The 26315-nt window shown below is 43.6% G+C and carries 31 protein-coding genes; 28 read left to right on the top strand and 3 right to left on the bottom strand.

Annotated features, from left to right (window positions below; all coding sequences use genetic code 11):
• Position 1: 1 nt before the first annotated feature.
• The 7 genes from UB32_RS08575 to UB32_RS08545 all read left to right on the top strand — a co-directional run bounded on the left by UB32_RS08575 (position 2) and on the right by UB32_RS08545 (position 6314).
• A complete protein-coding gene (locus tag UB32_RS08575) occupies positions 2-1303 on the top strand; it encodes a HAMP domain-containing sensor histidine kinase (RefSeq protein ID WP_241768457.1) in 1302 nt (433 codons plus the stop codon).
• A gap of 89 nt (positions 1304-1392) precedes the next feature.
• Positions 1393-1611, top strand: coding sequence for a hypothetical protein (locus UB32_RS08570; protein WP_044392894.1), 219 nt, complete (start codon positions 1393-1395; stop codon positions 1609-1611).
• 141 nt (positions 1612-1752) lie between these two features.
• The gene (locus UB32_RS08565) at positions 1753-2133 is read left to right on the top strand and encodes a GntR family transcriptional regulator (RefSeq protein WP_044392893.1); all 381 of its coding nucleotides are present in this window, start codon (positions 1753-1755) and stop codon (positions 2131-2133) included.
• A complete protein-coding gene (locus tag UB32_RS08560; RefSeq protein ID WP_044392891.1) occupies positions 2133-3035 on the top strand; it encodes an ABC transporter ATP-binding protein in 903 nt (300 codons plus the stop codon). The genes UB32_RS08565 and UB32_RS08560 overlap by 1 nt, the downstream gene beginning before the upstream one ends.
• A complete protein-coding gene (locus UB32_RS08555) occupies positions 3013-3762 on the top strand; it encodes a hypothetical protein (protein ID WP_206742573.1) in 750 nt (249 codons plus the stop codon). The genes UB32_RS08560 and UB32_RS08555 overlap by 23 nt, the downstream gene beginning before the upstream one ends.
• Positions 3759-4451 (top strand): hypothetical protein, encoded by a 693-nt coding sequence (locus tag UB32_RS08550; RefSeq protein WP_044392887.1) that lies wholly within the window; start codon positions 3759-3761, stop codon positions 4449-4451. The genes UB32_RS08555 and UB32_RS08550 overlap by 4 nt, the downstream gene beginning before the upstream one ends.
• 264 nt (positions 4452-4715) lie before the next feature.
• Positions 4716-6314, top strand: a complete 1599-nt coding sequence (locus UB32_RS08545) for an aspartate:alanine exchanger family transporter (protein WP_044392885.1) — start codon at positions 4716-4718, stop codon at positions 6312-6314.
• A 72-nt stretch (positions 6315-6386) separates the two neighbouring features.
• On the opposite strand, the gene UB32_RS08540 is transcribed toward UB32_RS08545, so the two are convergent.
• A complete protein-coding gene (locus UB32_RS08540; RefSeq protein ID WP_044392883.1) occupies positions 6387-6836 on the bottom strand; it encodes an Lrp/AsnC family transcriptional regulator in 450 nt (149 codons plus the stop codon).
• 272 nt (positions 6837-7108) lie between these two features.
• Here UB32_RS08540 and UB32_RS08530 point away from each other — a divergent pair, with 272 nt between their 5' ends.
• From UB32_RS08530 to UB32_RS08450, 17 genes are all read left to right on the top strand, one after another.
• On the top strand, positions 7109-8668 hold the full coding sequence (locus UB32_RS08530) for an ABC transporter substrate-binding protein (RefSeq protein WP_052806993.1): 1560 nt from the start codon (positions 7109-7111) through the stop codon (positions 8666-8668).
• Between the two features lie 78 nt (positions 8669-8746).
• Positions 8747-9700, top strand: coding sequence for a nickel ABC transporter permease (gene nikB / locus UB32_RS08525; protein WP_198528180.1), 954 nt, complete (start codon positions 8747-8749; stop codon positions 9698-9700).
• A 2-nt stretch (positions 9701-9702) separates the two neighbouring features.
• A complete protein-coding gene (locus UB32_RS08520; protein ID WP_084221772.1) occupies positions 9703-10590 on the top strand; it encodes an ABC transporter permease in 888 nt (295 codons plus the stop codon).
• A 10-nt stretch (positions 10591-10600) separates the two neighbouring features.
• Complete coding sequence (locus tag UB32_RS08515) at positions 10601-11257, top strand: DUF1028 domain-containing protein (RefSeq protein ID WP_044392879.1); 657 nt, start codon at positions 10601-10603, stop codon at positions 11255-11257.
• Complete coding sequence (locus tag UB32_RS08510; protein WP_044392877.1) at positions 11254-12288, top strand: ABC transporter ATP-binding protein; 1035 nt, start codon at positions 11254-11256, stop codon at positions 12286-12288. Before UB32_RS08515 ends, UB32_RS08510 begins: the two co-directional genes overlap by 4 nt.
• Positions 12245-13234, top strand: coding sequence for an ABC transporter ATP-binding protein (locus tag UB32_RS08505; RefSeq protein WP_044392876.1), 990 nt, complete (start codon positions 12245-12247; stop codon positions 13232-13234). Before UB32_RS08510 ends, UB32_RS08505 begins: the two co-directional genes overlap by 44 nt.
• A 157-nt stretch (positions 13235-13391) precedes the next feature.
• The gene (locus tag UB32_RS08500; RefSeq protein ID WP_044392874.1) at positions 13392-15002 is read left to right on the top strand and encodes a gamma-glutamyltransferase family protein; all 1611 of its coding nucleotides are present in this window, start codon (positions 13392-13394) and stop codon (positions 15000-15002) included.
• Positions 15003-15026: 24 nt separating this feature from the next.
• Positions 15027-15599 (top strand): chromate transporter, encoded by a 573-nt coding sequence (locus UB32_RS08495; protein ID WP_044392872.1) that lies wholly within the window; start codon positions 15027-15029, stop codon positions 15597-15599.
• Positions 15599-16126 (top strand): chromate transporter, encoded by a 528-nt coding sequence (locus UB32_RS08490; protein WP_044392870.1) that lies wholly within the window; start codon positions 15599-15601, stop codon positions 16124-16126. Before UB32_RS08495 ends, UB32_RS08490 begins: the two co-directional genes overlap by 1 nt.
• Positions 16127-16324: 198 nt before the next feature.
• Positions 16325-16828: a methylated-DNA--[protein]-cysteine S-methyltransferase gene (locus tag UB32_RS08485; protein WP_241768456.1), complete on the top strand. Its 504-nt coding sequence runs from the start codon at positions 16325-16327 to the stop codon at positions 16826-16828.
• A 380-nt stretch (positions 16829-17208) separates the two neighbouring features.
• Complete coding sequence (locus tag UB32_RS08480) at positions 17209-17580, top strand: ArsR/SmtB family transcription factor (RefSeq protein ID WP_044392868.1); 372 nt, start codon at positions 17209-17211, stop codon at positions 17578-17580.
• On the top strand, positions 17573-18574 hold the full coding sequence (locus UB32_RS08475; RefSeq protein WP_044392867.1) for a permease: 1002 nt from the start codon (positions 17573-17575) through the stop codon (positions 18572-18574). The genes UB32_RS08480 and UB32_RS08475 overlap by 8 nt, the downstream gene beginning before the upstream one ends.
• A gap of 19 nt (positions 18575-18593) precedes the next feature.
• Positions 18594-18824: a thioredoxin family protein gene (locus UB32_RS08470; RefSeq protein WP_044392865.1), complete on the top strand. Its 231-nt coding sequence runs from the start codon at positions 18594-18596 to the stop codon at positions 18822-18824.
• 170 nt (positions 18825-18994) lie between these two features.
• Positions 18995-19339: an ArsR/SmtB family transcription factor gene (locus UB32_RS08465; RefSeq protein ID WP_241768455.1), complete on the top strand. Its 345-nt coding sequence runs from the start codon at positions 18995-18997 to the stop codon at positions 19337-19339.
• A gap of 15 nt (positions 19340-19354) precedes the next feature.
• Positions 19355-20650, top strand: coding sequence for an arsenical efflux pump membrane protein ArsB (locus UB32_RS08460; RefSeq protein ID WP_044392864.1), 1296 nt, complete (start codon positions 19355-19357; stop codon positions 20648-20650).
• 18 nt (positions 20651-20668) lie between these two features.
• On the top strand, positions 20669-21088 hold the full coding sequence (gene arsC, locus UB32_RS08455) for an arsenate reductase (thioredoxin) (RefSeq protein ID WP_044392863.1): 420 nt from the start codon (positions 20669-20671) through the stop codon (positions 21086-21088).
• Between the two features lie 51 nt (positions 21089-21139).
• Complete coding sequence (locus UB32_RS08450) at positions 21140-21568, top strand: protein-tyrosine phosphatase family protein (protein WP_044392861.1); 429 nt, start codon at positions 21140-21142, stop codon at positions 21566-21568.
• Positions 21569-21765: 197 nt separating this feature from the next.
• Here the strand turns inward: UB32_RS08450 and UB32_RS08445 are convergent, their stop codons facing one another.
• Both UB32_RS08445 and UB32_RS08440 read right to left on the bottom strand, forming a co-directional pair.
• Positions 21766-22206, bottom strand: coding sequence for a hypothetical protein (locus UB32_RS08445; RefSeq protein ID WP_044392859.1), 441 nt, complete (start codon positions 22204-22206; stop codon positions 21766-21768).
• A gap of 3 nt (positions 22207-22209) precedes the next feature.
• Positions 22210-22554 carry an ASCH domain-containing protein gene (locus tag UB32_RS08440; protein ID WP_044392858.1) on the bottom strand — a complete coding sequence of 115 codons (345 nt, stop codon included), beginning with the start codon at positions 22552-22554 and terminating at the stop codon, positions 22210-22212.
• A 156-nt stretch (positions 22555-22710) separates the two neighbouring features.
• On the opposite strand from UB32_RS08440, the gene UB32_RS19390 reads away from it, so the two are divergent.
• The 4 genes from UB32_RS19390 (at position 22711) to sdaAA (ending at position 25786) form a co-directional block, all read left to right on the top strand.
• Positions 22711-22839, top strand: a complete 129-nt coding sequence (locus UB32_RS19390; RefSeq protein ID WP_084221770.1) for an anti sigma factor C-terminal domain-containing protein — start codon at positions 22711-22713, stop codon at positions 22837-22839.
• A gap of 180 nt (positions 22840-23019) precedes the next feature.
• Positions 23020-24054, top strand: coding sequence for a GGDEF domain-containing protein (locus tag UB32_RS19000; RefSeq protein WP_052806992.1), 1035 nt, complete (start codon positions 23020-23022; stop codon positions 24052-24054).
• 133 nt (positions 24055-24187) lie between these two features.
• Complete coding sequence (sdaAB, locus tag UB32_RS08430) at positions 24188-24853, top strand: L-serine ammonia-lyase, iron-sulfur-dependent subunit beta (protein WP_044392857.1); 666 nt, start codon at positions 24188-24190, stop codon at positions 24851-24853.
• A 27-nt stretch (positions 24854-24880) separates the two neighbouring features.
• A complete protein-coding gene (sdaAA, locus tag UB32_RS08425) occupies positions 24881-25786 on the top strand; it encodes an L-serine ammonia-lyase, iron-sulfur-dependent, subunit alpha (protein WP_044392856.1) in 906 nt (301 codons plus the stop codon).
• Positions 25787-26315: the final 529 nt, after the last annotated feature.

Here is a 26315-nt window from a genome sequence, read left to right as displayed (position 1 = left end):
AATGTGGTGGATCAGGCAAACCACGTTGGATAACCGGTTAAATTTAATGGAGTACCTGGCGGTTGAAACAGCGGATCGACTAGGACAATTCACCGAGAAGAATGATTATGGCGGTCTAGACCTTAGAATGCAGGAAAGAGCCAGGATTCTTCAAATGGAAAATCAGCCTCAGCTATTCATTACCGATTTGGAAGGGATGATTCTGAATTCCTGGCCGATGATGGGGGGAGGGGCTCCACACCACGCCGAAGGAGAAATACCTGCTTCTGTATTTAAAAATGAAGATTCGATTGTTCAGGTAAATCAAAATGGCCAGCAAGTCTACATTGTAAAATCCCCTATCTTAATGAATGACCATCAAACCGGATGGGTAGTAGTGATGCAAAATGCCGACAAATTAGCTGATTTCAATCAGGAATACCGGCTGTTGATTGTTTTATTGCTGGGACTTGGTTTGCTTGGTTGGATCGTCATTTATCTGCTCACCAAAAAAATTCTCAAACCGATTCAGGATGTCGCAAGAGCAGCAGCACAAGTTCGGGAAGGGAATTATGCGATCAAATTGGATTCGAATCCAAAAGAACTTGAAATACACCAACTTGTCACTTCCTTTAAAGAAATGACTAATCGCCTGACACAGTTAGAGCAAATGCGGGCCGAACTGCTCGCTGGGGTAACGCATGATTTGAAAACGCCTGTTACCTCCATCAGTGGCCTTGTCCAAGCAGTGCGGGATGGAATCGTGACTGGGGAGGAGCGTCAAGAATTCCTCGATATCACGCTAAAAGAAATCCAAAGACTACAAAGTATGATTTCCGATTTGCTTGAGTTTAACTCCCTGGCTGCGGGTGCCTTCACTATCCGGCCGGAAAATTGCGATTTGAACAAGCTTGTTGAGGACATTGGCCGGCAATGGAGGGTAACACAAACTGAACCTGTGAATCTCAAGGTGATTACCCCGGAAAAGACCGTCTACAAAATAATCGATCCGCTCCGTCTGCAGCAAATCCTGATCAATCTATTGAATAACTCTCATCAGGCAATCGATGATTCGGGTTCCATCTCCATCATACTTTCTGAAGAAGGAATTGATGTAAAAGATACAGGAAAAGGAATTCCGGAGGAAGAACAGGCACTCGTATTTGAACGTTTTTTTCGCGGAGAGAAAAAGAAACTCAAAGTCAGGGGTCTTGGCCTCGGCCTGCCTTTCAGCAAGATGCTGGCCAGGTCGATGGGGGCCGATCTACTTTTAAAAGAGAGCAATCGTCGGGGAACGACATTTTCCCTTGTGTGGGTCAGCTAAGCTGATCTATTTTTTTGAAAAAAGGTTGGTTTATTTTTCCTGTTTTGCTATGATGGAAATAAAACCAGGAAAGTTTGGAGTGAAGTTCCATGATCGGAACCATAACGATCATCATGGTGTTTTCAATCCCGCTCGTTGCCATCATCTCAAGTCATTATCAAAAAGTGGCAAAAATCAAACATACTATGTTGAAGGATGAAATCGAGCTTGAACGGCTCAAGCATGAAAACTACCTGCTTGAAACAGAAAAGATGAAGCTGGAGCTTTCGAAGCTAGAAAGCCCACTCGATCGGACGAATGCATTATAACCCCCCCCTCGTGTACTACGATGGGGGTTTTTATTTTTCAATCGGTGGAATGGTTAAATTTCCCTTGAATGGCTATATAGTATAGTGTATAGTACATTATAACAGTAATGTACTATGTTACTTGTTGAAGGAGGTGCGGGGTTGATTCTTAATTCAGATAGCATGAAGCCAATTTACGTTCAGATTGCTGAGTGGCTGGAAACGGAGATTCTAAGCGAAAGCATCAAGAAGGATGAGAAGGTTCATTCACAATATCAGCTAGCGGAAATGCTGAATATCAATCCGGCGACAGCGGCAAAAGGATTGAATCTGTTAGCGGATGAAAGCGTTCTTTATAAAAAGCGCGGTCTTGGTATGTTTGTAACGGAGGATGCAAAAATGATTATCTCGGCGAAACGGAGAAACCAGACATTGAAGTCAATGGTACGAGAGTTGGTGCAAGAGGCAGATCTTCTTCAGGTGACGGAGGAGGAGTTGAGTGAGATGATCCAGGCAGCCAAACGGGAAGTGAAGGGGGATTGATGAGTGTGCTTAAATTCAATAAAGTAACGAAAATATATGGAAAGAAAAAAGTACTGGATGAGTTGACGTTTTCCATCGGGGAGAATAAGATCACAGGGCTGATTGGCAGGAATGGAGCCGGCAAGACGACAATGCTGCAAATCGCCGCTGGTTTCATACGGGAGAGTTCAGGTGAGGTAAGGGTATTTGGCGAAAGTCCATTCAATAATCTGTCGGTGTCAGCGAATATGGTCATGGTGGATAATGATATGAATCTGCCAGCATCGCTGAGTCTGGATGAACTATTGGACTCGGCAGCAAGTTTTTACCCAAACTGGGACATGAAATTGGCCAGGAATCTAATGAGCTATTTCCGTCTTGATCTGAAGCAGCACCATACAGGATTGTCGAAAGGGATGAAGAATACTTTTCATGCGATTTTGGGGCTGGCCTCCCGCTGTCCGTTGACGATCTTTGATGAGCCGACAAACGGGATGGATGCTGGCGTTAGGAAGGATTTTTACCGGGCGTTGCTAAAAGACTATCTTGCCAACCCAAGGACAATCATCATTTCAAGCCATCATCTGAACGAAGTTGAGGACCTCTTGGAAGACATCTTGGTCTTAAAGGATGGAAGGCAATTGTTGCATATGACGGTTGAAGACATGCGAGAGTATGCAGTCATAGTCAGCGGAAGAGATGATATGCTGAACGACTGGCTTTCTGGACATGAACTATTCCATCGCAATAGTACTGACTTTGGCAAAAGCTATGCGTTGATTCGCAATAATTTGTCAGAAGGTCAGATAACTTCAGCTATGAACAAGGGCTTAAAGTTCTCGACGATTTCCAATGAAGATCTTTGTCTGTACTTGACGAGCCAGGAGAAAGGCGGGATTGATGATGTCTTTACCAAAAACTAGTCTCTGGGATATTGTAAAAAAGCAATTCCGATTCAAATTGAAATCCTATCGGGGAATGTTCACTTCTCTGATGATGCTGCAAATCATTGGAATTCTGTTTTCGTTAGGAGGAGAAGGAGGTGGGGGAGGCGGCTCAGACTCTTTTAGTTATGAAATGAAATATTATTCAGGGTCTTTTATCCTTGCTTTTTTGATGATCTGGGCGTTCCTTTCGGCAATTATTGTAACAACCCAAGCGTATCGATTTGATGATTATGCATTTGTCGCCAACAGAATGAGCAGCAACTTAGCAAATATCCTGTTCCTTGGCTGGGCAAGTATTATTGGAGGAGTTACTTTCCTGCTGGCGAGCCAGTCTTTGAAGCTGTCAGTCTTGATCCTCCAGGAGCAAGATTACATCGTAAGCCAACGATTATCAATGTTACAGATGGCAGAGGGCCTTGTTGGAATCATCCTATATCTGTTTCTTTTCACGGCGCTGGGCTATCTGGTCGGGATGCTAGTCCAAAGAAATAAAATTTTCATCATCCTCCTTCCAGCCTTGCTTTTCGGTAGTTTGTTTATTAGTGTGTTCTTTGCAAATGAATCTACTCTATTGATTGATGTTGGACGAATTTTTGTGAAGGAAACCTCCTTCCTGTTGTTCCTTTTAAAGGTTCTGTTTGCATCAACTGTTGCCTTCGGATCGGCAATATTTCTCTCAGACAACCTGGAGGTGAGAAAATGAGTCTGATTATTTTGCTCTTTATTCTCCTATTGGCCTTTATTGGTTTGGCAAATTTTTCAGGTAGATTTACAAGCCCCAGATTCTTGAGTGGGAGCAGCACAACAAAAATGTTCACTGTGTATATCATTGTCTTACTTTGCACAGCATCCCTTTCTTTTGTTGTTCCGAAGGGAGAATCCTATCAGGGAGATTATTTGACAGAACAGGAAATGCTGCAAAATGAACGTTTGAACAGCGATATTTATTCGATTGTCGAATCAGGAAAAATCGAGGAAGCCAACGGACTGTCGAAGAAGAAATCATGGGAATTTCCTATTGAAGGGGAAGAATTGAACATCGAGTCAAAGAGTTCGAATGCCATGGTTTTTATCGAAAAAGTTAAATCCATCGAGGACAAGATCGAAGTTACCCATTACTCTACCTTTTCGTATGTAGATAATATTGATATCACTGATCGTTTCACTTCCCCGGAGGTAGAGCTGATCGAGACAACTTTGAAAATCTTGCCTCAGGATCATGTGAACATTCAACTTGTAAAGTACACGAAGGCCTTTCCGTTTACCCAATTTGCTGAAGATGGCGAGCAGTTCAACCGCAGAAATGGGATGATGCAGGGACTAGACTTCATCTATATCAAGGTTCCTGGGAAGATGGAAGTGTCTGGTGAAGGTTATGTGGTCAACGAGTAAGCCGAGGATATTTATCAACCGATTTAAGAGACTCAGCTTCGAGTCTCTTTTTCAATTGGAAAAACTCGCTATAAAAAGAAAGGTTAGTACTGATTTTACGAAAATGGTTGTAAAAGTGAAGTGGAAAACGCATAGAAAAACGTTTTCATCAGAGGGATGTTGTTTTTGTAATAAATTCGTCAATTCTTGATTAGGAAATGGTCCTTTGTCGTGATATTCTATGTTGTGTAGAATTTCACAAACGTACTATTGGAGGAATCATCTATGGACTTCATAAAAGGTTTGCTTGCGGAACCATTAATTTTATTATTCGTGATTTTATTTCTTGGCTCTGCACTTGGGGAAATCAAAATACGCGGACTTAGTCTTGGAACGTCTGGGGTTTTGCTGGCCGCCATGGTGTTTGGACATTTCGGCTACCAAGTGTCACCAGTCATCCAGCAGCTGGGACTTGGCTTATTTATCGTTGCCGTTGGCTTGTCAGCAGGACCGCGCTTTTTCCGAATGATGAAAACGAGCGGTATTGTGTTCGGCATCATTAGCTTGCTGATCGTTCTGATCGCTTCGATTACGACGATCATCGTGTCCAAACTATTCCATCTTTCCCCAGCATTGAGCATTGGAATCATGACGGGTGCGCTTACGAGTACCCCGGGTTTAGCTGCTGCACTTCAAGCCACTGGCGATCCGCTTGCCTCTGTCGGCTACGGGATTGCTTACCCATTCGGCGTCCTCGCAGTGGTACTGTTCGTACAGCTGTTGCCACGAATGCTGAAGGTCGATCTCTCGGAGGATCTGAAAAAGAAATCAGGCCCTATCCGCAATGATGAGTCCCCTGAAGTCATAACGATAGAGGTGATGACTCCTGCTATTAATAAGCGAACGCTAAAAGAGCTAAAAATCAACCGAAATAATTCCGTCGTGATCAGCCGGGTCATCCGTGGAGATCGGAATATCATCGCACTTAATGATACCGTTATTCTGGTAGGAGACAGATTAGTCGCTGTCGGATTGCCTAACGATTTGAAAAAACTTTCCAAGGGGATCGGCCGTGAAGTGGAGACGAACACCGCCAACCATGACAATGTAGAACTCCGTAAAGTCACGGTGGACGCACTCGAATTAATTGGGAAGACAATCAAGGATCTTGAATTGAGACGCACTTATGGTGTAACAGTTACAAGAATAGAACGAGGCGGTTTTGAATTCAATCAAAATTCAAAGTGGCGGCTTGAACGCGGAGATATTCTGACACTAGTCAGCAGCAAGGGCAGGTTGGATGATGTCGAAAAACTATTCAGCAGAAAAAAATGGACCGTGACCAATATCCACATCTTATCGCTCAGTCTAGTTTTGCTGCTTGGTGTTTTTGCCGGGATGATACCAATTCACTTCCCGAATCTCGGCACCATTTCATTCGGTGTCGCTGGCGGGCCGTTATTCATTGCTTTAATCATTGGCCATTTTGGAAGACTCGGCCCTATTCATGCCAGATATTATCAGCCGTCAAACCAGGTCATCCGTGATATCGGATTAGTCTTGTTCCTTGCAGGTGCCGGTACGACCGCCGGAAAAGGTATCGTCGAAGTCATTCAGCAGGAAGGCTTCAATCTTGTCATTGGCGGTGCGATTATCACAGTCCTGCCAATAATTGCCGGATTTTTTATCGCTAGAAAGCTTTTCAAGCTCAGCATCATTCACTCATTAGGAGCACTATGCGGCGGAATGACAAGCACTCCCGGACTTGGCGCAGCCAACCAGCTATTGGACTCAGAAGACGCATCCATCGCCTATGCTGCCGCCTACCCATTCGCACTAATTTCAGTCGCAGTTGCATCTCAAGTATTGATTTTCTTTTTATAATAGTGGCAAAAGGACTTAGATGCAATTATGTTTTTGTCCTTTTGCAATTTTGGCGTTATTTTTTGGCTCAATCTACAATTTCAGACCTGTACGGCTTTTGAATCTCCGAAGTAAAATATGGCTTTCCACTCTTGTAATTCCTTCTAGGCTGTATAATTCTTCGTTAATGAAATTCTCCAACCTAATAAAATCCTCTACTAAAACATGCATATGTAGGGTACTCGGCCCTGTCATCTGATAACAGCTTGCAACACTGGGATTGTTCGCGAGGGCTTCTGCAACGTTTACGAGAGAGGAAGGCTCACAATCAACTTCAAAAAAGGCAGATACAGCCTTTCCTACTTTCTCCGAATTGATTACGGCAGAAAATTTTTCTATGATACCTTCCTTTATTAATTGATTGACTCTTTCCCGGATTGCTACCCTAGATAGATTTAATTCTTTTCCGATGTCGACATAGGACATTCGTCCATTTTCAGCTAAAAGTTGCAAAATCATGCGGTCCGTGTCATCAATTTTCATTCAAACACCACTTTTCCATTAACATTAGTAGATTTATATTATCTTACAATTGATTGGAATATCAATATGAACTGGAAAAATAATAAAAAATACCAGGAAAAATCTTTAATTTTTTCTGAATATTATATAGATTTTTTTAATTCCCTGTATTATAATAATACGAAATTCAAAATGATATTTAAATTAGTGAAACGCTTTCGTAAAGTAGAATTTTGGAACTATATGCCTACTTTTGTTAAGAAAATGTTTCGCAAAGAGGGGGAAAAGAAAAAGTGAGAAAGAAAGTAAAAGTATTTGCAGCAGTATTGATGAGTTTATTATTGCTTCTAACTGGATGCAACAATAGTAATTCTTCTAGTTCAAAAACAGAAAAATCAGCAACTACTAACACTCCGGAAAAAACGGACAAAACAGAACTGGTAGTTGGTCTGGACGATGATCCGCCGCAGTTGGATCCACATTTCTCTACAGCTGCGGTTGATCGCCAAATCTTCCACAGTATCTATGATAAGCTGGTTGACGTGGATAAAGAGCTTAACTTTGTTCCAATGCTTGCAGAAAAGTGGGATATTTCAGAGGATGGCAAAACTTACACCTTCACACTGCAAAAGAATGTTAAGTTCCATGATGGAACCCCGTTCAATGCTGAAGCGGTTAAATTCAACTTTGAACGCATGATGGATCCTAATGCAGGTTCACCGCGTGCATCTGAACTATCTACCATTGAAAAGTTAGAAGTGGTCGACGAAACAACATTGAAGGTTGTGCTGTCAGAACCGTACAGTCCATTCCTTGCAGCACTATCTGACCGGGCTGGCATGATGGTTTCCCCTACAGCGGTAAAAGAAAAGGGCAAAGACTTTGCTAATTCTCCTGTAGGTACTGGTCCGTTCAAATTTGTATCCCGTGTTAAGCAAGACAAAATTGAAGTAGAAAAGAATGCAGACTATTGGAACGGTGCGCCAAAGTTTGAGAAAATCGTTTATCGTCCATATGCCGATGAGAACGTCAGACTGACAAACCTGACATCTGGTGATGTTGATATCATTAGCAAGGTTCCGCCAAAAGATGTCGAAAAGCTTAAAAATGATTCAAACCTTACCTTATCTGAAGCAGGAGCGCTTGGATTCCAGGGGCTGTATTTGAACCATAAGAGCGAACCATTCAACAATAAAGCACTTCGCCAGGCGTTGGATTTGGTCATCGATCATGACGCAATTATTAAAGTAGCCCTTCGCGATACAGCAGTAGATTCAGCAGGTGCGATCCCTCCTGGAACATGGGCATATGACGAAAGTATTAAACCGAAGAAGAAGGATATTGAAAAAGCGAAGAAAATCATGGCTGACGCCGGTTATCCGGATGGATTCGAATTCACGCTACAGCTATCTCCAAAGCCAGTAGAGGAACAAATTTCACAAATGATCCAATCCATGGCTAAAGAAGCGGGTATCAAGGTGAATCTTGAAATGGTTGAGTTTGGAACAATGCTTGATAACATGGATAACTTCAAATTTGATGCAGTTCGTTTGGGATGGAGCGGAAGAACCGATCCAGACGGTAATATCTACGCCTTGTTCCATACAGATGGTTCTATCAACTATGGGTATTCCAATCCTAAAATGGACGAGCTTCTAGAAAAAGCTCGCATTGAGACAGATCAGAAAGAACGAAAGAAAATTTATTCCGAAGCTACAAAGCTAGGTCAAGAAGAAGTTCCATACATCTTTCTTTATCATGAGAAGGATTACAAAGCATACAAGAATAACCTGCAAGGGTATAATCACATCGCGGACCAAATGATGCGCTTTCATGACGTTTCATTTAAATAGCCCCATTTACATGACTCGGCTTGGAGACCAGTTTCCAGGCCGAACTATTTTTAAACTTTAAAAAAGGGAGGGTGCACCGTGGTAAAGTTTTTGCTTCGTCGATTAGGACTTATGATCGTTATCTTATTCTTAGTAAGTATCATTGTTTTTTCACTCGTTCATCTCACGCCAGGCGACCCTGCAAGGATGATCTTAGGACAAGAGGCGACTGAAGAATCGCTGCAGGCATTAAGGGAGCAGATGGGCCTGAATGATCCTCTTTATGTTCAGTATTTTAACTGGGTAACAAACGTTCTTCAGGGAGACCTTGGAAATTCATTGAAAGATAATACCCCCGTTCTTACTGTACTCCTTCAGAAGCTGCCGGTGACGATTCAATTATCTATCATGTCGTTTATCATTGCGATGCTGATCGCCATTCCAGCGGGTATCATTTCAGCAACAAGAAAAGGGACGTTCTGGGATTACTTTGGAACAACATTTGCGTTGTCAGGGGTGTCAGTCCCCCCATTTTTCCTAGGGATATTGCTGATTTTCGTCTTTTCCATTTCATTAGGATGGTTAGCGCCATCAGGGTATGTGGAGCCCTGGAAAGATTTTAAACAGAGCATGCTTTTAATGATTTTACCTGCTCTTGCCGTAGGAGTCCGATTGAGTGCAGAGATAACCAGAATGTTACGGTCAAGCATGCTTGAAGTGCTTGAGGCCGATTATATCCGGACTGCCTATGCAAAAGGTGTTTTAGAACGAGGAGTCGTAATTGGACATGCTTTAAAAAACGCACTTATTCCTGTCGTTACCGTGAGTGGATTGCAATTAGCCACTTTCCTTGGAGGTGCAGTGATCACCGAAACGATATTTGCAATTCCAGGTCTCGGAAGACTTGTCATTGATGCCATCATGACAAGGGACTTCCCGGTTGTGCAGGGTGCCGTACTGTTCATGGCCATAGCGGTTGTAATGGTGAACTTCTTTATTGATATTCTTTATTCCATTCTTGATCCAAGAATTAAGCTAACAGGGGGCCAGTGACCATGGAAGCACAATTGAATCAGAAAATAGCAGTCGTAGAGAGTCCTAAAAAACGTAGAATGAAAGAAATGGCATCGCGCTTTTTTCAAAATAAAATGGCTGTAGCAGGAGGTATATTTACATTTCTACTAATTATTATAGCTATTTTTGCGCCGGTGGTAGCTCCTTATAATCCTAGCGAACAAGATTATGCTAAATTCCTTCAGAGTCCGAATGCTGAAAATCTTCTAGGAACGGATGAGCTTGGCCGCGATATTTTCACTAGGATCATATATGGGGCTAGAGTGTCGATCGAGGCTGGGATAATTTCTGTTGGGATTGCGTTATTGATTGGAATTCCAATCGGTCTATTTTCAGGATATTACCGTGGCGTTCTTGATGAATATGTGGTTATGCGTTTTACGGATGCATTGCTATCATTCCCTCCGTTAGTTTTGGCACTTTCACTGGCTGCAGTTCTTGGGGCTGGATTACAGAATGCCATGATTGCAATAGGCATTATATTCACACCTAATTTTATTCGTCTGGTTAGGGGGGAAGTATTGAGTCAGAGAGAGCGGGAATATGTTACAGCTGCAAAGGCCTCAGGAATCAGTGACTTTAAAATCATATTCAGACATATCCTACCGAACTGTATGCCGCCAATTTTAGTTCAAGCAACACTTTCTATTGCTGCAGCAATCATATCGGAAGCCTCCTTAAGTTACCTAGGATTGGGCACTCAGCCTCCAACGCCTAGTTGGGGAGCAATGTTATCGATGGGACAGGGCTATCTTGGAGATGCGCCTTGGATTTCGCTCTTCCCCGGCCTGTTTATCTTTTTGACTGTTCTATCAATCAACCTATTTGGTGATGGGCTTCGTGATGCGTTAGATCCCAAAATGAAGTGAGGTTATTAGAATGACATTTTCGATTACTGCTAGATGTGAAAAAACTGGAATGCTTGGCGTAGCGGTATCAACTGCAAGACCAGCAGTTGGTTCACTTGTTCCATATGTGAAATCGGGGATAGGAGCGGTCGCCACCCAGGCAACTGTTAATCCTTTTTTTGGCTTAGACGGTATCAAGCTTTTAGCTGAAGGGAAATCAGCAGATGAAGTACTGGAGAATTTACTGGCTTCAGACCCGGACCGGGAGAGAAGGCAATGCGCCATCGTTGACAAGAATGGGAATGCTGCGGGTTTTACAGGCAAAGATACAGTTCCATGGCAAGGACATAAAATTGGGCCACAGTTCGTAGCCGCTGGAAATATGTTGACAGGGCCGGAAACGATTGATGCCATGTTTGAAACATATCAGGCATTGGAAAATGAAAGTTTACCAGAAAAACTTTTAGCTGCACTTATCAGTGGACAGGAAGCAGGAGGAGACAAACGGGGAAGGCAGTCTGCCGCTCTTTATGTTGTAGACCAAGAAGAGTATCCCATTGTTGATGTTCGTGCGGATGAACATCATGACCCTGTCCAGGAGCTAATCAGAATCTATAAAAAGTGTCAGGAAGATCTATTTCCATACACTGCTAAACTAGTAAAACGAAAGGAGGAGGCAACCAAATGACACAGCCATTATTGGAAGTGAAGAATCTGAAGGTAAGCTTTGCAGGTAAAAAAAAGACCACAAATATAGTAGCCGGATTATCCTTCAATGTAGAAAAAGGAAAAACCCTTTGTATTGTTGGGGAATCAGGCTGCGGAAAAAGTATAACCTCCCTTTCGGTCATGGGATTGCTTCCTAAAACGGGGGAAGTGGATGGCGAAATTTTATTAAAAGGTGAAAATCTGACGGGAAAAACTATGAAGCAGATGAGTAAGATCAGGGGCAATCAGATTTCAATGATTTTTCAGGAGCCTATGACCTCGCTCAACCCAGTCCAGACAGTTGGAAAGCAGATTGCCGAGACCATCATTCTCCACCAGGATGTAACCAAAAAGGAAGCGCGCCAAAAAGCGATTGAGATGCTTCAATTGGTCGGCATTCCTTCTCCAGAAAAACGGATTGATGCCTATCCTCATGAGTTGAGCGGCGGAATGAGACAACGGGTCATGATTGCTATTGCCCTTAGCTGCAACCCGGAACTGCTGATTGCCGACGAGCCGACCACCGCGCTGGATGTAACAATTCAGGCACAAATCCTTGATCTAATGAAGAATTTGCAGAAAGAGCTGGAAATGGGAATTATCATGATTACCCATGACTTGGCGGTGGTGTCTGAAATGGCTGATAAAGTTCTTGTCATGTATGCAGGAAAAGCGGTTGAATATGGTGACAGGAAATCCATTTTCAATCATCCAATGCATCCATACACACAGGGGTTGATGAAGTGCATTCCCGATGTAGATGCTGAAGACGATCTGGAGGAACTTTTTGTTATAAAAGGCTCTGTACCATCTCCTGATGCAATGCCAGTTGGCTGCAGATTTGCCGATCGCTGCCCGTATGCACAAGAAATTTGTAGGACGAAATCACCAGATCTCGAACAAGTAGATTCACAACACACAGTCAGCTGCTGGAAATACACAGATTTATGGAAGGATGGTGAGACAAATGAGCCAGCCATTAGCGAAGTTGCCGTCAGCAAATCTTCTTGATGTAAAGGATTTGAAGAAATACTTTCCTGTCGGGGATCAAGGATTCTTTGGAGAAAAGCAAGTGGTTAAGGCATTGGATGGCATCACCTTTACTCTTAAAAAAGGGGAAACGCTTGGAATCGTAGGAGAATCTGGATGCGGAAAATCTACCATGGGTCGTGCTATCCTCAGACTTCATGAACCAAGCTCTGGAACGATTTTTTATGACGGAAAGGATATCACCAAGATATCTAGAAGGCAGATGCGTGATAACCGCAAGGATATGCAGATTATTTTCCAGGATCCTTATGGTTCTCTAAATCCAAGGATAACTGTGGGAGCAATGCTGTCTGAAATCGTTGAAACCCATAAAATCGTTCCTAGAAAAGAGTTATATGACTATGTTTGTAATTTGCTAGTAGAAGTTGGACTGTCAGAACAGCATTATCACCGCTTCCCGCATGAGTTTTCCGGAGGCCAGCGCCAGAGGGTCAGCATCGCTCGTGCACTATGCACGAACCCTAAGCTGATTGTTTGCGATGAAGCGGTCTCGGCATTGGACGTATCAGTCCAGTCACAAATCCTGAATCTGTTGCAGCGATTGAAAAAGGAACACCAGCTGACATATTTGTTTATTTCCCATGATCTTAGTGTTGTAAAGCATGTAAGCGATCGTGTTGCCGTCATGTATTTAGGGAAAATGGTCGAACTCGCTGATAAAAAGGACCTTTACGAAAATCCATTGCATCCTTATACAAAGGCATTGCTTTCTGCCATTCCTTCGACTAAGGAAGAGAAGATTCGGGAACGGATCATCTTAAAAGGAGATGTGCCAAGCCCGATCAATGTTCCAAGCGGTTGCCGTTTCCATACAAGATGCCCGCTTGCTACCGATCGATGCAGGGCAGAGGAGCCAGCATTCCGGGAGGTAAGCGAGAACCACTTTGCCGCTTGCCACTATGCATAACCTAACCTGGGGAGGTCCTTACCTTGAAGGTAAGGACGTTTCTTTCGATATGAAAAAGGAATGCTGTTTTATAAAAAGAGAATATTTCGTTTGTAAAGCTAATAAGGTAAATTGACTTACAAATGAAGGTTACTATCCTTAAGGGGGAGATCAATTCATGAACTTAGATTACTTACATTATCCATACCAATCACAAAGAACAGTAAATTTTGCCAAGAAAGGTATGGTTGCCACCTCTCAGCCGCTGGCAGCACAAGCAGGTCTTGACATTTTAAAAAAGGGGGGAAATGCGATTGATGCAGCGATCGCAACTGCTGCATGTTTAACAGTTGTTGAGCCAACTTCAAACGGTATTGGTGGCGATGCGTTCGCGTTAGTTTGGGTAAAAGGGGAACTTCATGGCCTGAACGCAAGCGGTCCAGCTCCACAAAGCATCTCAATTGATGCCGTCAAGGAAAAGGGGCATGAAAAAATGCCGACCTTCGGCTTGATCCCTGTAACTGTTCCTGGAGTGCCTGCAGCATGGGCTGAGCTATCAAGACGATTTGGAAAGCTTCCCTTAAAAGAAACGCTTCAGCCTGCAATTGATTATGCGGAAAATGGATACCCTTTATCGCCAACTCTTGGAAAATACTGGAACATAGCCTATGAAAAGTTTAAAGAAATTTTTACCGGAGATGAATACAAAGGCTGGTTTGACACCTTTGCTCCAAACGGAAAGGCACCTCAAATAGGGGAAGTATGGAAATCTGTGGGCCATGCCGGTACATTGCGCCAGATTGCCGAAACAAATGCAGAAAGCTTTTACCGGGGGGAACTGGCAGATAAAATTGATGAATTTTCTAAGCAGTATGGAGGCTTCCTTTCTAAAGAGGATTTGGCCGCATACAAGCCAGAGTGGGTCCAGCCGATCAAGGTTAATTATAGAGGCTATGATGTCTGGGAGATTCCCCCGAATGGCCAGGGCATTGTTGCTTTAATGGCACTTAACATGCTGAAGGGCTATGAACTGAAAGAAAAGGAATCTGTGGATACATACCACAAACAAATTGAAGCGATGAAGCTTGCGTTTGCGGATGCGAAAAAATATGTTACCGATCCTGAGAAAATGACGGTGTCATTTGAACAGCTTTTATTGGAGGAATATGCGGAGGCAAGAAGAAGCTTGATTGGTGATTCTGCACGCCTGCCTGAGCCTGGCACACCTCCAAAAGGTGGAACCGTCTATCTGGCTGCGGCGGATGGAGAAGGAAATATGATCTCATTCATCCAGAGCAATTATATGGGCTTTGGCTCAGGAATTGTCATTCCAGGAACAGGTATTGGCCTGCAAAACCGCGGAGCTGATTTTTCATTGGATCCGTCCCATGATAATCGTCTTGAGCCTGGGAAAAAGACATATCACACAATTATTCCAGGATTCTTAACAAAAGATAATGAAGCAGTCGGTCCGTTCGGAGTGATGGGCGGATATATGCAGCCGCAAGGTCATGTTCAGGTGATCATGAACACAATTGACTTCTACCTGAACCCGCAGGCTGCGCTTGATTCGCCGCGCTGGCAGTGGATAGAGGGCAATAAGGTGGTTGTAGAGAATACCTTCCCTGCTCATATTGCCCAGGCACTGGCAAGGAAAGGGCATGATATCCAATTTGCATTAGATGGAGGCGGATTTGGCAGAGGCCAGATCATCTGGAGAGATCCTGTAACAGGAGTTCTATCCGGAGGAACGGAGTCCAGGACTGATGGGGCTATTGCAGTTTGGTAATCTCAAAAAAGGTGATGAATGAGAATGAAACAACTTGATTTATTCCTTGCATTCTTTCGAGTCGGGATGCTGGGATATGGTGGAGGGCCATCATCGATACCGCTCGTGCATAAAGAAGTAGTAGAAAAGTATAAGTGGATGAATGACGATGAGTTTGCTGATGTTCTAGCTTTGGGTAATACCCTTCCTGGACCGATTGCCACAAAGATGGCAGGATATATCGGATATCGTGTTGCGGGTTTTACAGGGATGGTAAATGCTACTGCAGCAACAATCATTCCAACGATTTTATTGATGATCGTGTTATTGACATCCTTATCATCATTTAAAGATCTTCCGTGGGTTGCTGGCATGACAAAGGCTGTAGTTCCGGTAGTTGGTGTCATGTTGGCCACATTGACATGGGACTTCTTCAAGAAATCGAATGAAACGCTTGGAAAAGTTAACGCAGGTTTAATGGTGGTTGGTGGACTGATCCTGATGGAGGTATTGAATGTCCATCCGGCCATCTTAATTCTCGTTTTGTTAACTCTGGCTATCGCTAAAAAAGATAACACTCCTAAGGTGGAGAAAAAGATTGAAAGAGGTGTAGGCTGATGATTTATTGGCATATTTTCCTCGCCTTTTTCATTCCGGGAATTGTTGGCTACGGGGGAGGTCCTGCATCGATTCCTCTGGTGGAAAATGAAGTGGTCGACCGCTATGGCTGGATGACAGTACCGGAATTTAGCGAAGTGCTGGCGATTGGCAATGCTTTGCCGGGACCAATCGCGACAAAAATGGCAGGTTACATTGGGTATGAGCAGGGGGGAATTCTAGGTGCTGTTGTAGGTATTATCGCCACAGTTGCACCTTCATTGATCCTAATGATTTTCCTCCTTGGTTTATTGCTTCGTTATAAAGATTCTCCAAAGGTTAAAAGAATGACGAATTACATCAGACCTATCATTGCGATCTTACTTGGGGTCATGACTTTCAACTTTTTCTTTAATGCCTATATTGATACAGGTATCACGCAAACAATATTTTTAATTGTTGTAAGCTACTTGCTGCTTGAAAAATGGAAGGTTCACCCTGCCTACGTCATTACTGCATCGTTAGCGTATGGTGGTTTTTTCCTCTAAAAATGCCGAGCAATATTGGTAATTTATCAGGCCAAAAGGAAATATTTGTAATATCCCCATTGTCGTAATGATAATGGAGTTTTTTTACATTAAAAACAATAAACTTGAACTTCCCTATCTTAACAGTTCGGAAAAAAGATCCTATGGAGAATTCCATTTTTTAGTTATAATGAGGAAAAGGCGTAAGGAGTGGGAGTTGTGGAGCAAAAAATCTATTATGACATCTATCATTTAAATGGAGATGAAATTTTTATTTCGGCGACCGACAAAGGTGTATGCTATATCGGTTCACCAGAAGAAGATGAGCGAGATATGGCAAAGCGTTTTCCCACTGCTGTATTGGAAAAGAATCCAGAAGCTTTAAAACCTTACATGGATGAGTTAGCTGAGTATTTTGAAGGGAAGCGAAGACAATTTTCCATGCCAGCTGATGTAAAAGGAACAGCATTCCAGGAAGCAGTATGGGAAGCCTTGAAGGAAATTCCTTATGGCGAAACTTGTGCATATTCAGATATTGCAGAAAAAATTGGCAAGCCTGCGGCAGTGAGAGCAGTCGGAACCGCAATCGGCGCTAACCCAGTTTCGATCGTTGTGCCATGCCATCGGGTTATCGGCAAAAATGGAGCAATCACAGGTTATCGCGGCGGAATTGCCATGAAGGAGCACTTGCTGGAGCTAGAGAAAGTGAATTGCAATAGTTAAACGAGGATTGCTGTTAGAATATTGCCGGCTAACTCTCGAAAAAGTGGAAATCATGCCAGTATATGAGGTTGAAGAATAAAAAAAAGGTGGAATTAGGCGATTTATGTGCCTGGCTCCACCTTTTTTTTAGTAGGAAAAATTATTCTCTTAATCAAAAGCGTTAATCTCTCGGAACTATACCTAATTACCCGCAAGAAGGCGATAATCTCTCAATAAAGCATGGCAATCTCTCGGAAAAGGATAATAATCACGCCGTTTTCCTTATTTTGTAATAAAAGCCAGCAACATGGGCGGCTACTTGAATATTTTCCTCAAATAGACATAAATAAAACTATAAAACTAGAAAAATAGTTGTATACTTTTTAAGGGAGGTGTAATTAATGAGTTGTCGAACTGGATGGGAAATTAAATCATCAAACGTCATGCAAAGGATCATTGCTGGAGCCAAGGAAGAGTTTCCACTTATGGATGTTGCAGAAAAACTTGAAAGCAAGGCGGCGTTTTTCAAAGCGCTCGGAGATGAAACACGCCTAAAAATCATGACATTGTTATGGTTCGAGGATCTTTGCATGTGTGAGATCGTCGATGGCCTGTCGGGAGCATCTTCAACTATCAGCCACCATTTGAAAATCATGGAAAAGGGAAAGCTCATTAAATCCAGAAGAGAAGGTAAGTTCACTGTCTACAGTCTGGATAAAGAAAAGCTAGCACCTCTGATTCCCTATCTGAAAGAAGGAGATCTAAATGTTTAATCAACTGGCCACCTGGCTTGTCGTTGATGTCCTGAATATGGAGTTAACATCAAGACTAGGTGGAGCACTCCATTTTTTCATTTACGACACAACAAAAATCCTGTTTTTGCTCGCGGTGATGATTTTCGCGATTTCATTCATCAGGAGCTTTTTTCCACCGGAAAAGGTCAAGGAATGGCTCGAAGGCAGAAGGAAGGGGGTTGCTAGTGTGATGGCAGCTTTCCTGGGCGTCTTATCTCCATTCTGCTCGTGTTCGACGGTGCCTTTATTTATCGGCTTTGTCGAGGCTGGAATCCCTTTGGGTATCACGTTTACGTTCCTGATTTCATCACCAATCGTAAATGAAATCTCGCTGGTCATGCTGTTTTCTATTTTCGGCTGGAAAGTAGCGCTGATTTATGTGTTGGCGGGAATCACTCTGGCGATTGTCGCGGGTTACATCATTGGCAAGCTGAAAATGGAAAAGCATGTGGAGTCCTATGTTTATGAAATAGCGGCTGGGAATGAAGAGGTCAATATGCAAGGAAGAGACAACCGGACCTTTGCCGAAAAAATCAAAGCAGTTTTCAGTAGAAAAGAGCTTAAGGAAAGAACAATTTTTGCTGCACGTAATGTTGTGGAGACAATTCAGAAGATGTGGCTTTATCTCTTGATCGGGATTGGGATTGGGGCGTTCATACATGAATATGCCCCACAGGATTTGCTTGTCAAATATGCAGGAGAAGGAAATTTCTTCGCGGTTCCGATTGCGACGATTATAGGCGTACCACTTTACTCAAACGCCATCGGTGCTCTGCCAATTGTCGAAGCATTATTAAACAAAGGTGTAGGACCAGGTACAGCGCTTGCGTTTATGATGGCAATCACCGCCCTGTCCCTTCCGGAAATAATTTTGCTCAGGAAAGTAATCAAACCAAAGCTGATTGCTGTATTTGTCGGCGTTGTCACTTCAGGGATCATCCTGATTGGCTATGGTTTCAACGCAATTCTATAACGATGAGGAGGAAATGAAAATGAATATTAAAATTTTAGGTACAGGCTGCAAAAAATGCCAAGAGCTTGAAAAAAACACACGCATGGCGGTCGAAGAAGTACAGGTGGACGCAGTGATCGAAAAGGTAGAAGACATCAAGGAAATCATGAAGTACAAAGTGATGAGTACCCCCGCACTTGTCATCGACGAAAAGGTGGTTTCCACAGGTAAGCTATTAACTGTCAAAGAGCTGAAAGGCATGTTGGCTTAATATCAATTAACAAGGACGCCAAGGATAAGTTCTCCGGGCGTCTTTTTGATAAAATAAATCCTACAGCTTTACAAATTCTTAATAATCTATACATAGAATCACTCTTGAATATATAAGCAAATCATTATATACTAATGCGGTAATTACGATGAAATGGAGGTGGAGAGTAATTGATCAAGCAAAGGATGGAAATGGATCAAGCTGCTGCAGTTTTTAAGCTACTTGGTGACAGGACGCGGTTGACGATGATGAGAATTCTTGCTGATCACGATTGCTGTGTTTGTGAATTTGTCGCCATGTTTGATGCGAGTCAGCCGGCAATCAGCCAGCATATCCGCAAGCTGAAGGACGCAGGTTTGGTAAAAGAGTCCAGGAGAGGGCAGTGGGTTTTTTACTCGATGAACCGGCAATATGAGCATTTCGAATTTGTTCAATTGCTCATGGAGGCACTTCCGAGTCAGGAAGAAAAATTTACAGAACTTGAAAAGCAGGGAAAACGAATTTCCTGTGATTAATGGAGGTGTGTGGAATTGTCATTACCGATCATAGCTTCACTGATTTTCCTTGTGACGCTGACGCTTGTTATTTGGCAGCCTAAAGGGTTGGGAATTGGCTGGTCAGCTGTAGGGGGTGCAATCTTAGCATTGCTTTTCGGTGTTGTTGACTTCCAGGACGTTATCGATGTTACCGGGATTGTCTGGAATGCTACACTTGCTTTTATTGCCATTATTATTATTTCGCTTATTTTAGATGAGATTGGATTTTTTGAATGGGCAGCCTTACATATGGCGAGGGCAGCAAAGGGGAACGGTATTAAGATGTTCGTCTATGTCACCCTGCTTGGTGCTGGCGTGGCTGCATTGTTTGCAAACGACGGAGCTGCCCTGATCTTAACTCCCATCGTGCTGGCGATGGTCCGCAACCTGAAATTCGAGGAAAAAATGGTATTTCCTTTTATCATGGCAAGCGGTTTTATTGCCGATACGACGTCATTGCCGCTGGTTGTCAGCAATCTGGTGAATATTGTATCTGCTGATTTCTTCGAGATTGGATTCGTTGAGTATGCATCCCGCATGATCGTGCCGAACTTCTTCTCATTAGGTGCTAGTATTTTGGTTTTGTATTTATTTTTCAAAAAGAGCATCCCGAAACATTACGAGATGTCCGATCTGAAAAAGCCGGTCGAAGCGATCAAGGATGTGAAAATGTTCCGCTTATCCTGGATTGTGTTGGGAGTCCTGCTGATTGGCTATTTTGCAAGTGAATTTCTGAATATCCCGGTATCGTTCATTGCTGGAATTGTTGCGATTTTCTTTTTGATGATGGCAAGGAGGAGCCCGGCTGTTCATACGGCTACCGTAGTAAAAGGAGCACCGTGGGCCATCGTGTTCTTTTCAATTGGAATGTACGTTGTCGTTTACGGTTTGCGTAATGCCGGCTTGACCAATCTGTTAGCTGACGTTATCCAGGCTGCGGCTGACCAGGGTTTATTCGCTGCTACGATCGGTATGGGCTTCATCGCTGCGATTCTTTCTTCTATTATGAACAATATGCCAACTGTCATGATAGATGCGCTGGCAGTTGCGGATACTAACACAACTGGCGTCATCCGTGAAGCGTTGATCTATGCCAATGTCATCGGCTCCGATTTAGGGCCGAAAATCACCCCGATCGGTTCACTGGCAACATTGTTGTGGCTGCATGTCCTTTCATTGAAGGGCGTGAGGATTTCTTGGGGCACTTATTTTAAAACAGGAATCATCTTAACCATTCCTACTTTGTTCCTAACGCTTGTAGGTTTATATATTTGGTTGCTAATTATCTAAAAAGGGAGCGAATCTATTATGGCAAAAAAAACAATCTATTTCTTATGTACAGGAAACTCTTGCCGAAGCCAAATGGCAGAAGGCTGGGCAAAAAAACATCTTGGTGACGAGTGGGAAGTGAAGAGCGCGGGTATTGAGGCGCATGGGCTGAATCCGAATGCGGTCAAGGCAATGGCAGAGGTGGGCATCGACATTTCCGGCCACACATCAAATGTGATTGATCCCGAAATCCTCCACAATTCAGAGCTTGTCGTCACACTTTGCGGCCATGCTGATGAGCATTGCCCGGTGACACCACCGCAAGTAAGACGCGAACACTGGGGCTTCGACGACCCAGCTAAGGCAGAGGGAACAGAAGAAGAAAAATGGGCCGTGTTCCAGCGCGTCCGTGATCAAATCAGCGATAGAATCAAAACCTTTGCTGAAACAGGAAAATAACAGGAAGCCAGGGGGAAACTTCTGGCCTTTTTTTAAAAGGAGGAAATACGAATGAGCAAAAATTATCAAGCGCTTGTCCCTGGCCGGATCTTTATTGGCGGGGCAGATGCGATTCCGGAACTGCTTGAACATGAAAAAATTGATATCGTATATGATTTGCGAGCTGAAAATACAGAGGGGAATTATGATTATCCACGCACCCATCTGCAAATGTATGATAAGGACTCACAGCAGGATGAGTCGGTTGAAAAGGCGTTGGATGAGGTGGCAGCGGCTTACGAGTCCGGGAAAAATATTTACTTCCATTGCTCTACGGGTAGAACGCGAACAGGCACACTTGCTGTTGGTACGCTGCTGAAGCTGAATCAAGCAGACAATTTGGAGGAAGCGAAGGCTAAGGCACGAGAAGTCCGCGAAGTCCTGAATCTCGATTCCCAATTGATTACATCGCTTGAAAGGATCTTCCCGGAGAAAAAATAAAGATATGTCTTGCCATCCGAGACTGGCTCTTGCTGAAGATGGCGTCAAGATCGCCCGCGGACCCTACAATCGAATGCTTTTTCCTGACAGCCGCTGGTAATTGGTGGCTGTTTTCCTTTTGTATTGAACATAGCCTTAAACGAATCGACCAAGTCAGTAAAAAAAAGCCCGGGTACGATGCCCGGACTTCCACTTATTCACCACAAATTCGGCTTCACGACCATGAACCAAAGCGTCGACATCAAAAGAATGAGGTAGGTCCAGATGGTGCGGTTCAATTTTGCGGCTAGGTCCTGCTTGTTCGCGCCTTCTTCGGCAAATTTCCGAAGTGTTGGGGAGAATGCTCGTGCTAAGAAAAACAGGGAGGCAAACAGCAGCGCCACTGTACTGAAAATCCAAGGCGTCCTCCACGTCCATGGTCCAAGGATGACGAGCAGGATACCCGATCCAATCATCACATGGCCGGCGTGCTTTGCCAGCCGCACGACTGATTTGAGCAAGGCTAAATGGGCTTCCAATGCTATCTCTACAGCATTAGGAAGTTTTTTTACTATCGGCAGCAAAATAAAGAAAGGCCCGATGGAGGCTATCACGCTTATGACGTGAAGATAAATGATGATTCGGTACAAAAAATCCATTGCTTATTCTTCGACAGGGCTGAATTCATGCACCCAAACACGCATTTGCGGAAGCCATGGCATTCCCGGGTGATAAGATAGGATCGACTGCTTGTACTCCTCGACATTTTCGAAACCTTCGCGCTGAGCATCGGCATCTGTCAATTCGCCAAGTGATTGAGAGTAGACATTGTCCACGATGTATTTCTTCCCTTTTAACTCCATGATTTCGCCTACATCAGCATAACGGCCATTGCGGCGAGTCGCTGTTTTCTTTCCTTGTAAAACTTTATTGACGTCGTCTTCGATCGTAACGAGACGCTCGATTTCGCATGTTTTTGGCGGCAAAGCCTTATTTTTTTCTGTCATCGATAAATCTCCCTTCCGTATGTTCCTTTCTAATGTACCATATTTTTAAAAAAGAAAGCTAAGCCAAGCAACGTGGAAATGATGTTTTTTAAGTTTTTTCCAAAACACCGGAAATAAAGTGTAACATTTTAGATAGTTCATCGTTTTAGTAACGGAATGGAAGGCTTCCAAGTATACGGCGCTGTCGTGACGGGACCTGTAAAAGAATTGCTTAAGCTAAAAGAAAACAGGCAAATCCAAGGGGCGAACCTTGGAGATATGACATACTGGAATTGGACAGAATGATAAACTAAAGCAGAAGTCTTTCTAGGACTTTTGCTTCTTTTTTTGCAGTTGAAAATATACGAAAATGGAGTTTTCTAGTACAATAGTTTCAGGAAGGGATGTGTTTCGTCCGGTCTTGTCCTAAGAAGGAAATATGGTTCGAGCGTCTGCAGAAGGATGACAGCTGGGGAGATGAGGAAGATGTTTGCGAACTTTGAAACGATCGATGAGCTGAAGCGAAGCATGTATATGCGGCTGTTGCCGATCATTCTAGTAGCACTGATCGCCAATTGTTTGCTAAATAATGAAAGCTGGTTTGATACAGCCATCAATACGACATTGATTATCTGGTTTTCCATCAGTTGGTTCTTAGCCTATACGAACCGGGGAGTTCACCTTGGAGAGTATATAACCGTCATACTGGTTAGTTTTTATCATGTGCTCACCTTAGTCGAGGTTGTCCATAATGATCTTGCTAAAGGGGGCGGGTCGTTAGGAGATTTTATTGTTTGGATGCCGTTGATTATCATGTTTTTCTTCTTAATTCTTGGCACCAAAAAGGGATTTTACTATTCTGTTTTTATTTTCCTCCTTACGCTTGCGATTGGATTGATTTATAGTCTGAAGCTTCCGGATGAGTCAATCGATTCCCTAACGCAGTTTCTTGCAGCGAATGCTGTCTATATCCTGGTTCTCTTTTATGCACAAAATATGTTTCGGGCCTTTAGCGAGAGGGACTACTATAAAAAGCACGCCTTTATCGATTCCCTGACTCATGTTGCAAACCGGCATCAGGTCGATACCTGGTTTGAAGAAAAGCTCAAAACAGCCGAAGAAAATCGGCAACCATTTTCGATTATCTTTTTTGATATCGACTATTTTAAAAAAGTCAACGATAAATATGGACATAAAATTGGTGATTGCGTTTTGAAGGAACTGGCGGAGATTGTTACAGCCAATTTACCAGACGGGGACCTTTTCGGGCGCTGGGGCGGAGAGGAATTCATCGTGATCACCAATAGCAATAGTGGACAAGCGATTGAAAAAGCGGAGCATATCCGCAAGATCGTTGCAAACCATTGTTTCAAAGAGGCAGGCAGTCTGACCGCTAGCTTCGGCATCACCTATTATCAGTCTGGCGATAATAGTGACTCCTTGCTAAACCGTGCCGATGAAGCACTGTATGCGTCGAAAAATAGCGGCAGAAATAAAGTCAGCGTGAAGATACCATCCTGATTGACTGGGGTGGTTTTTACATTTTTCTCAAAAAACGAGTAAACGATATAGAGAATGTGGTAAGATAACAATGGCTAGGAATCTTTAAAAATATAAGTTATGAAATCGCTTTCGATAAAAGGAGCAGTGAACCATGAAATATCGTTCTGCATTTGATATTATTGGTCCGGTGATGATCGGGCCATCAAGTTCGCATACAGCCGGTGCTGCAAGGATTGGCCGCGTCGCGCGCACACTGTTCGAAAAGCAACCGACAAAGGCCATCATCTCTTTGTACGGCTCTTTTGCTAAAACTTATAAAGGGCATGGAACCGACCTCGCACTCGTTGCCGGAATCATGGACTTTGATACATTTGATGAACGGATTCCTGACGCTTTAAAAATTGCAGAGCAGTCCGGACTCGAAGTGGAATTCATTAAGGAAGATGCCGTAACGGAGCATCCGAATACGGTAAAAATAAATTTGTTCGATGGACAGGGCAAGGAGCTTGAAATTGTTGGCATTTCCATTGGTGGCGGAACAATTGAGATCACAGAAATCAATTCGTTCAAGCTCAAGCTGTCCGGTGCCAACCCGACGATCCTCGTTGTCCATCATGATCGATTCGGGCTGATATCAGCGGTAACTTCCGTTTTGTCAAAGCATCAGATGAACATCGGCCATATGGAGGTTTCCCGAAAGGATAAGGGAGATATCGCGGTCATGGTGATCGAAATGGACCACAAACTTAAAGACGAAGTGTACGCAGAGTTAGCTGCCCTAGATGGAGTGGACCAAGTCATTCGTCTTGTTGATTAAATATGAGAAACATCAGGAGGGCAAGCCATGTTTCGTAATGTTGCGGAGCTTGTTGAATTAGCGGTAAAAAATCACGTGAAGATCGCCGAAATCATGATTCGGCAGGAAATAGAAGTTTCTGGCCGCAGCCGCAAGGAGATCATTGCCCAGATGGACAATAATCTGCAGGTCATGGAACGCGCCGTGGAAAGAGGTTTGGCTGGCGTTAAATCCCAGACCGGACTAACCGGCGGAGACGCGGTATTGTTGCAAAGCTATATTGCCAGAGGGAAGACGCTTGCCGGCAATCTATTATTGGATGCCGTCAGCAAAGCGGTCGCAACAAACGAAGTGAATGCAGCAATGGGCATGATCTGCGCGACACCAACCGCAGGATCAGCAGGCGTCGTGCCGGGGACACTTTTTGCCGTAAAAGAGAAATTGAACCCGACGCGCATGGAAATGATCGAGTATTTGTTCACGACTGCAGCATTTGGTTTTGTTGTAGCCAACAATGCCTCGATTTCCGGAGCGGCAGGCGGATGTCAGGCAGAAGTCGGATCCGCTGCTGGCATGGCTGCCGCTGCAATTGTTGAAATGGCAGGCGGGACACCGCAGCAATCATCTGAGGCTTTTGCGATAACGCTGAAAAATATGCTTGGATTAGTCTGTGACCCTGTTGCTGGACTGGTCGAAGTTCCATGCGTAAAAAGAAATGCGATGGGAGCTTCGAACGCAATTACGGCGGCCGACATGGCCTTAGCAGGAGTCACAAGCCGAATCCCATGCGATGAAGTCATTGGCGCGATGTACGCCATCGGCCAGACAATGCCATCCGCACTCCGGGAAACAGCAGAAGGCGGACTCGCAGCAACACCAACAGGCCGCCGGTTGGAGCAAGAAATCTTTGGGAAACCAAAGGGAAAACTGGTAGACTACTTGATTCAGAAATAGAACGAGAAAAGCCACCTAGGTGGCTTTTCTTTAATAGAAGGCATAATACTTCACCCTCAGATATGTCAAAAAAACAGGTGTATCTTGACGGCCTTCCGCCTTTCACCCACAAACCTGTCAAAAAAAGAGGGTTTCTTATAATATCAGAATTTATATGTTGCCCCTTTTTTGTGAAGCCGCAGCACAAACCATTTTTAGCTCTAGAACCCATCATTCTAAACGACAAAAAAATAGGCTAGCCTAGGTCCTATTTATCCCAATGGCAGCCCTTTCCACTAACCCCATAACAAACTGAACAAAAAACCGAGCACGGCAATTGCCCCAATGATCATTAGACCAAAAAACATCACCTCTATTTATAATATGCTTAAATACTATGACTATATTTGAAAAGATTCGGTAGTCTCGATCAGATGCTTGCACTTCACCCGTGTAAAACAGAAGCTTCATTTGTTACCAATTTTGCATACGATCTCCGTTCTGATTAAGTTCCGTCTCAAGCAGGAGAAGGAAACGGCGAGTAGAAAGG

The sequence above is a fragment of the Mesobacillus subterraneus genome, assembly GCF_000934845.1.
In the GTDB taxonomy this organism is placed as follows: domain Bacteria; phylum Bacillota; class Bacilli; order Bacillales; family Cytobacillaceae; genus Mesobacillus; species Mesobacillus stamsii.
This window is presented reverse-complemented; position numbering and strand designations above follow the sequence as displayed.

Coding starts and splice junctions, on each gene's coding strand:
- UB32_RS08515 (WP_044392879.1), top strand. CDS start 10,601: ATGACATTTTCGATTACTGCTAGATGTGAAAAAACTGGAATGCTTGGC.
- UB32_RS08450 (WP_044392861.1), top strand. CDS start 21,140: ATGAGCAAAAATTATCAAGCGCTTGTCCCTGGCCGGATCTTTATTGGC.
- UB32_RS08495 (WP_044392872.1), top strand. CDS start 15,027: ATGAAACAACTTGATTTATTCCTTGCATTCTTTCGAGTCGGGATGCTG.
- UB32_RS19390 (WP_084221770.1), top strand. CDS start 22,711: ATGGAAGGCTTCCAAGTATACGGCGCTGTCGTGACGGGACCTGTAAAA.
- UB32_RS08500 (WP_044392874.1), top strand. CDS start 13,392: ATGAACTTAGATTACTTACATTATCCATACCAATCACAAAGAACAGTA.
- UB32_RS08545 (WP_044392885.1), top strand. CDS start 4,716: ATGGACTTCATAAAAGGTTTGCTTGCGGAACCATTAATTTTATTATTC.
- UB32_RS08505 (WP_044392876.1), top strand. CDS start 12,245: ATGAGCCAGCCATTAGCGAAGTTGCCGTCAGCAAATCTTCTTGATGTA.
- UB32_RS08550 (WP_044392887.1), top strand. CDS start 3,759: ATGAGTCTGATTATTTTGCTCTTTATTCTCCTATTGGCCTTTATTGGT.
- UB32_RS08440 (WP_044392858.1), bottom strand. CDS start 22,554: ATGACAGAAAAAAATAAGGCTTTGCCGCCAAAAACATGCGAAATCGAG.
- UB32_RS08575 (WP_241768457.1), top strand. CDS start 2: ATGTGGTGGATCAGGCAAACCACGTTGGATAACCGGTTAAATTTAATG.
- UB32_RS08490 (WP_044392870.1), top strand. CDS start 15,599: ATGATTTATTGGCATATTTTCCTCGCCTTTTTCATTCCGGGAATTGTT.
- UB32_RS08520 (WP_084221772.1), top strand. CDS start 9,703: ATGGAAGCACAATTGAATCAGAAAATAGCAGTCGTAGAGAGTCCTAAA.
- UB32_RS19000 (WP_052806992.1), top strand. CDS start 23,020: ATGTTTGCGAACTTTGAAACGATCGATGAGCTGAAGCGAAGCATGTAT.
- UB32_RS08445 (WP_044392859.1), bottom strand. CDS start 22,206: ATGGATTTTTTGTACCGAATCATCATTTATCTTCACGTCATAAGCGTG.
- sdaAA (WP_044392856.1), top strand. CDS start 24,881: ATGTTTCGTAATGTTGCGGAGCTTGTTGAATTAGCGGTAAAAAATCAC.
- arsC (WP_044392863.1), top strand. CDS start 20,669: ATGGCAAAAAAAACAATCTATTTCTTATGTACAGGAAACTCTTGCCGA.
- UB32_RS08470 (WP_044392865.1), top strand. CDS start 18,594: ATGAATATTAAAATTTTAGGTACAGGCTGCAAAAAATGCCAAGAGCTT.
- UB32_RS08540 (WP_044392883.1), bottom strand. CDS start 6,836: ATGAAAATTGATGACACGGACCGCATGATTTTGCAACTTTTAGCTGAA.
- UB32_RS08480 (WP_044392868.1), top strand. CDS start 17,209: ATGAGTTGTCGAACTGGATGGGAAATTAAATCATCAAACGTCATGCAA.
- sdaAB (WP_044392857.1), top strand. CDS start 24,188: ATGAAATATCGTTCTGCATTTGATATTATTGGTCCGGTGATGATCGGG.
- UB32_RS08560 (WP_044392891.1), top strand. CDS start 2,133: ATGAGTGTGCTTAAATTCAATAAAGTAACGAAAATATATGGAAAGAAA.
- UB32_RS08555 (WP_206742573.1), top strand. CDS start 3,013: ATGATGTCTTTACCAAAAACTAGTCTCTGGGATATTGTAAAAAAGCAA.
- UB32_RS08510 (WP_044392877.1), top strand. CDS start 11,254: ATGACACAGCCATTATTGGAAGTGAAGAATCTGAAGGTAAGCTTTGCA.
- UB32_RS08570 (WP_044392894.1), top strand. CDS start 1,393: ATGATCGGAACCATAACGATCATCATGGTGTTTTCAATCCCGCTCGTT.
- UB32_RS08475 (WP_044392867.1), top strand. CDS start 17,573: ATGTTTAATCAACTGGCCACCTGGCTTGTCGTTGATGTCCTGAATATG.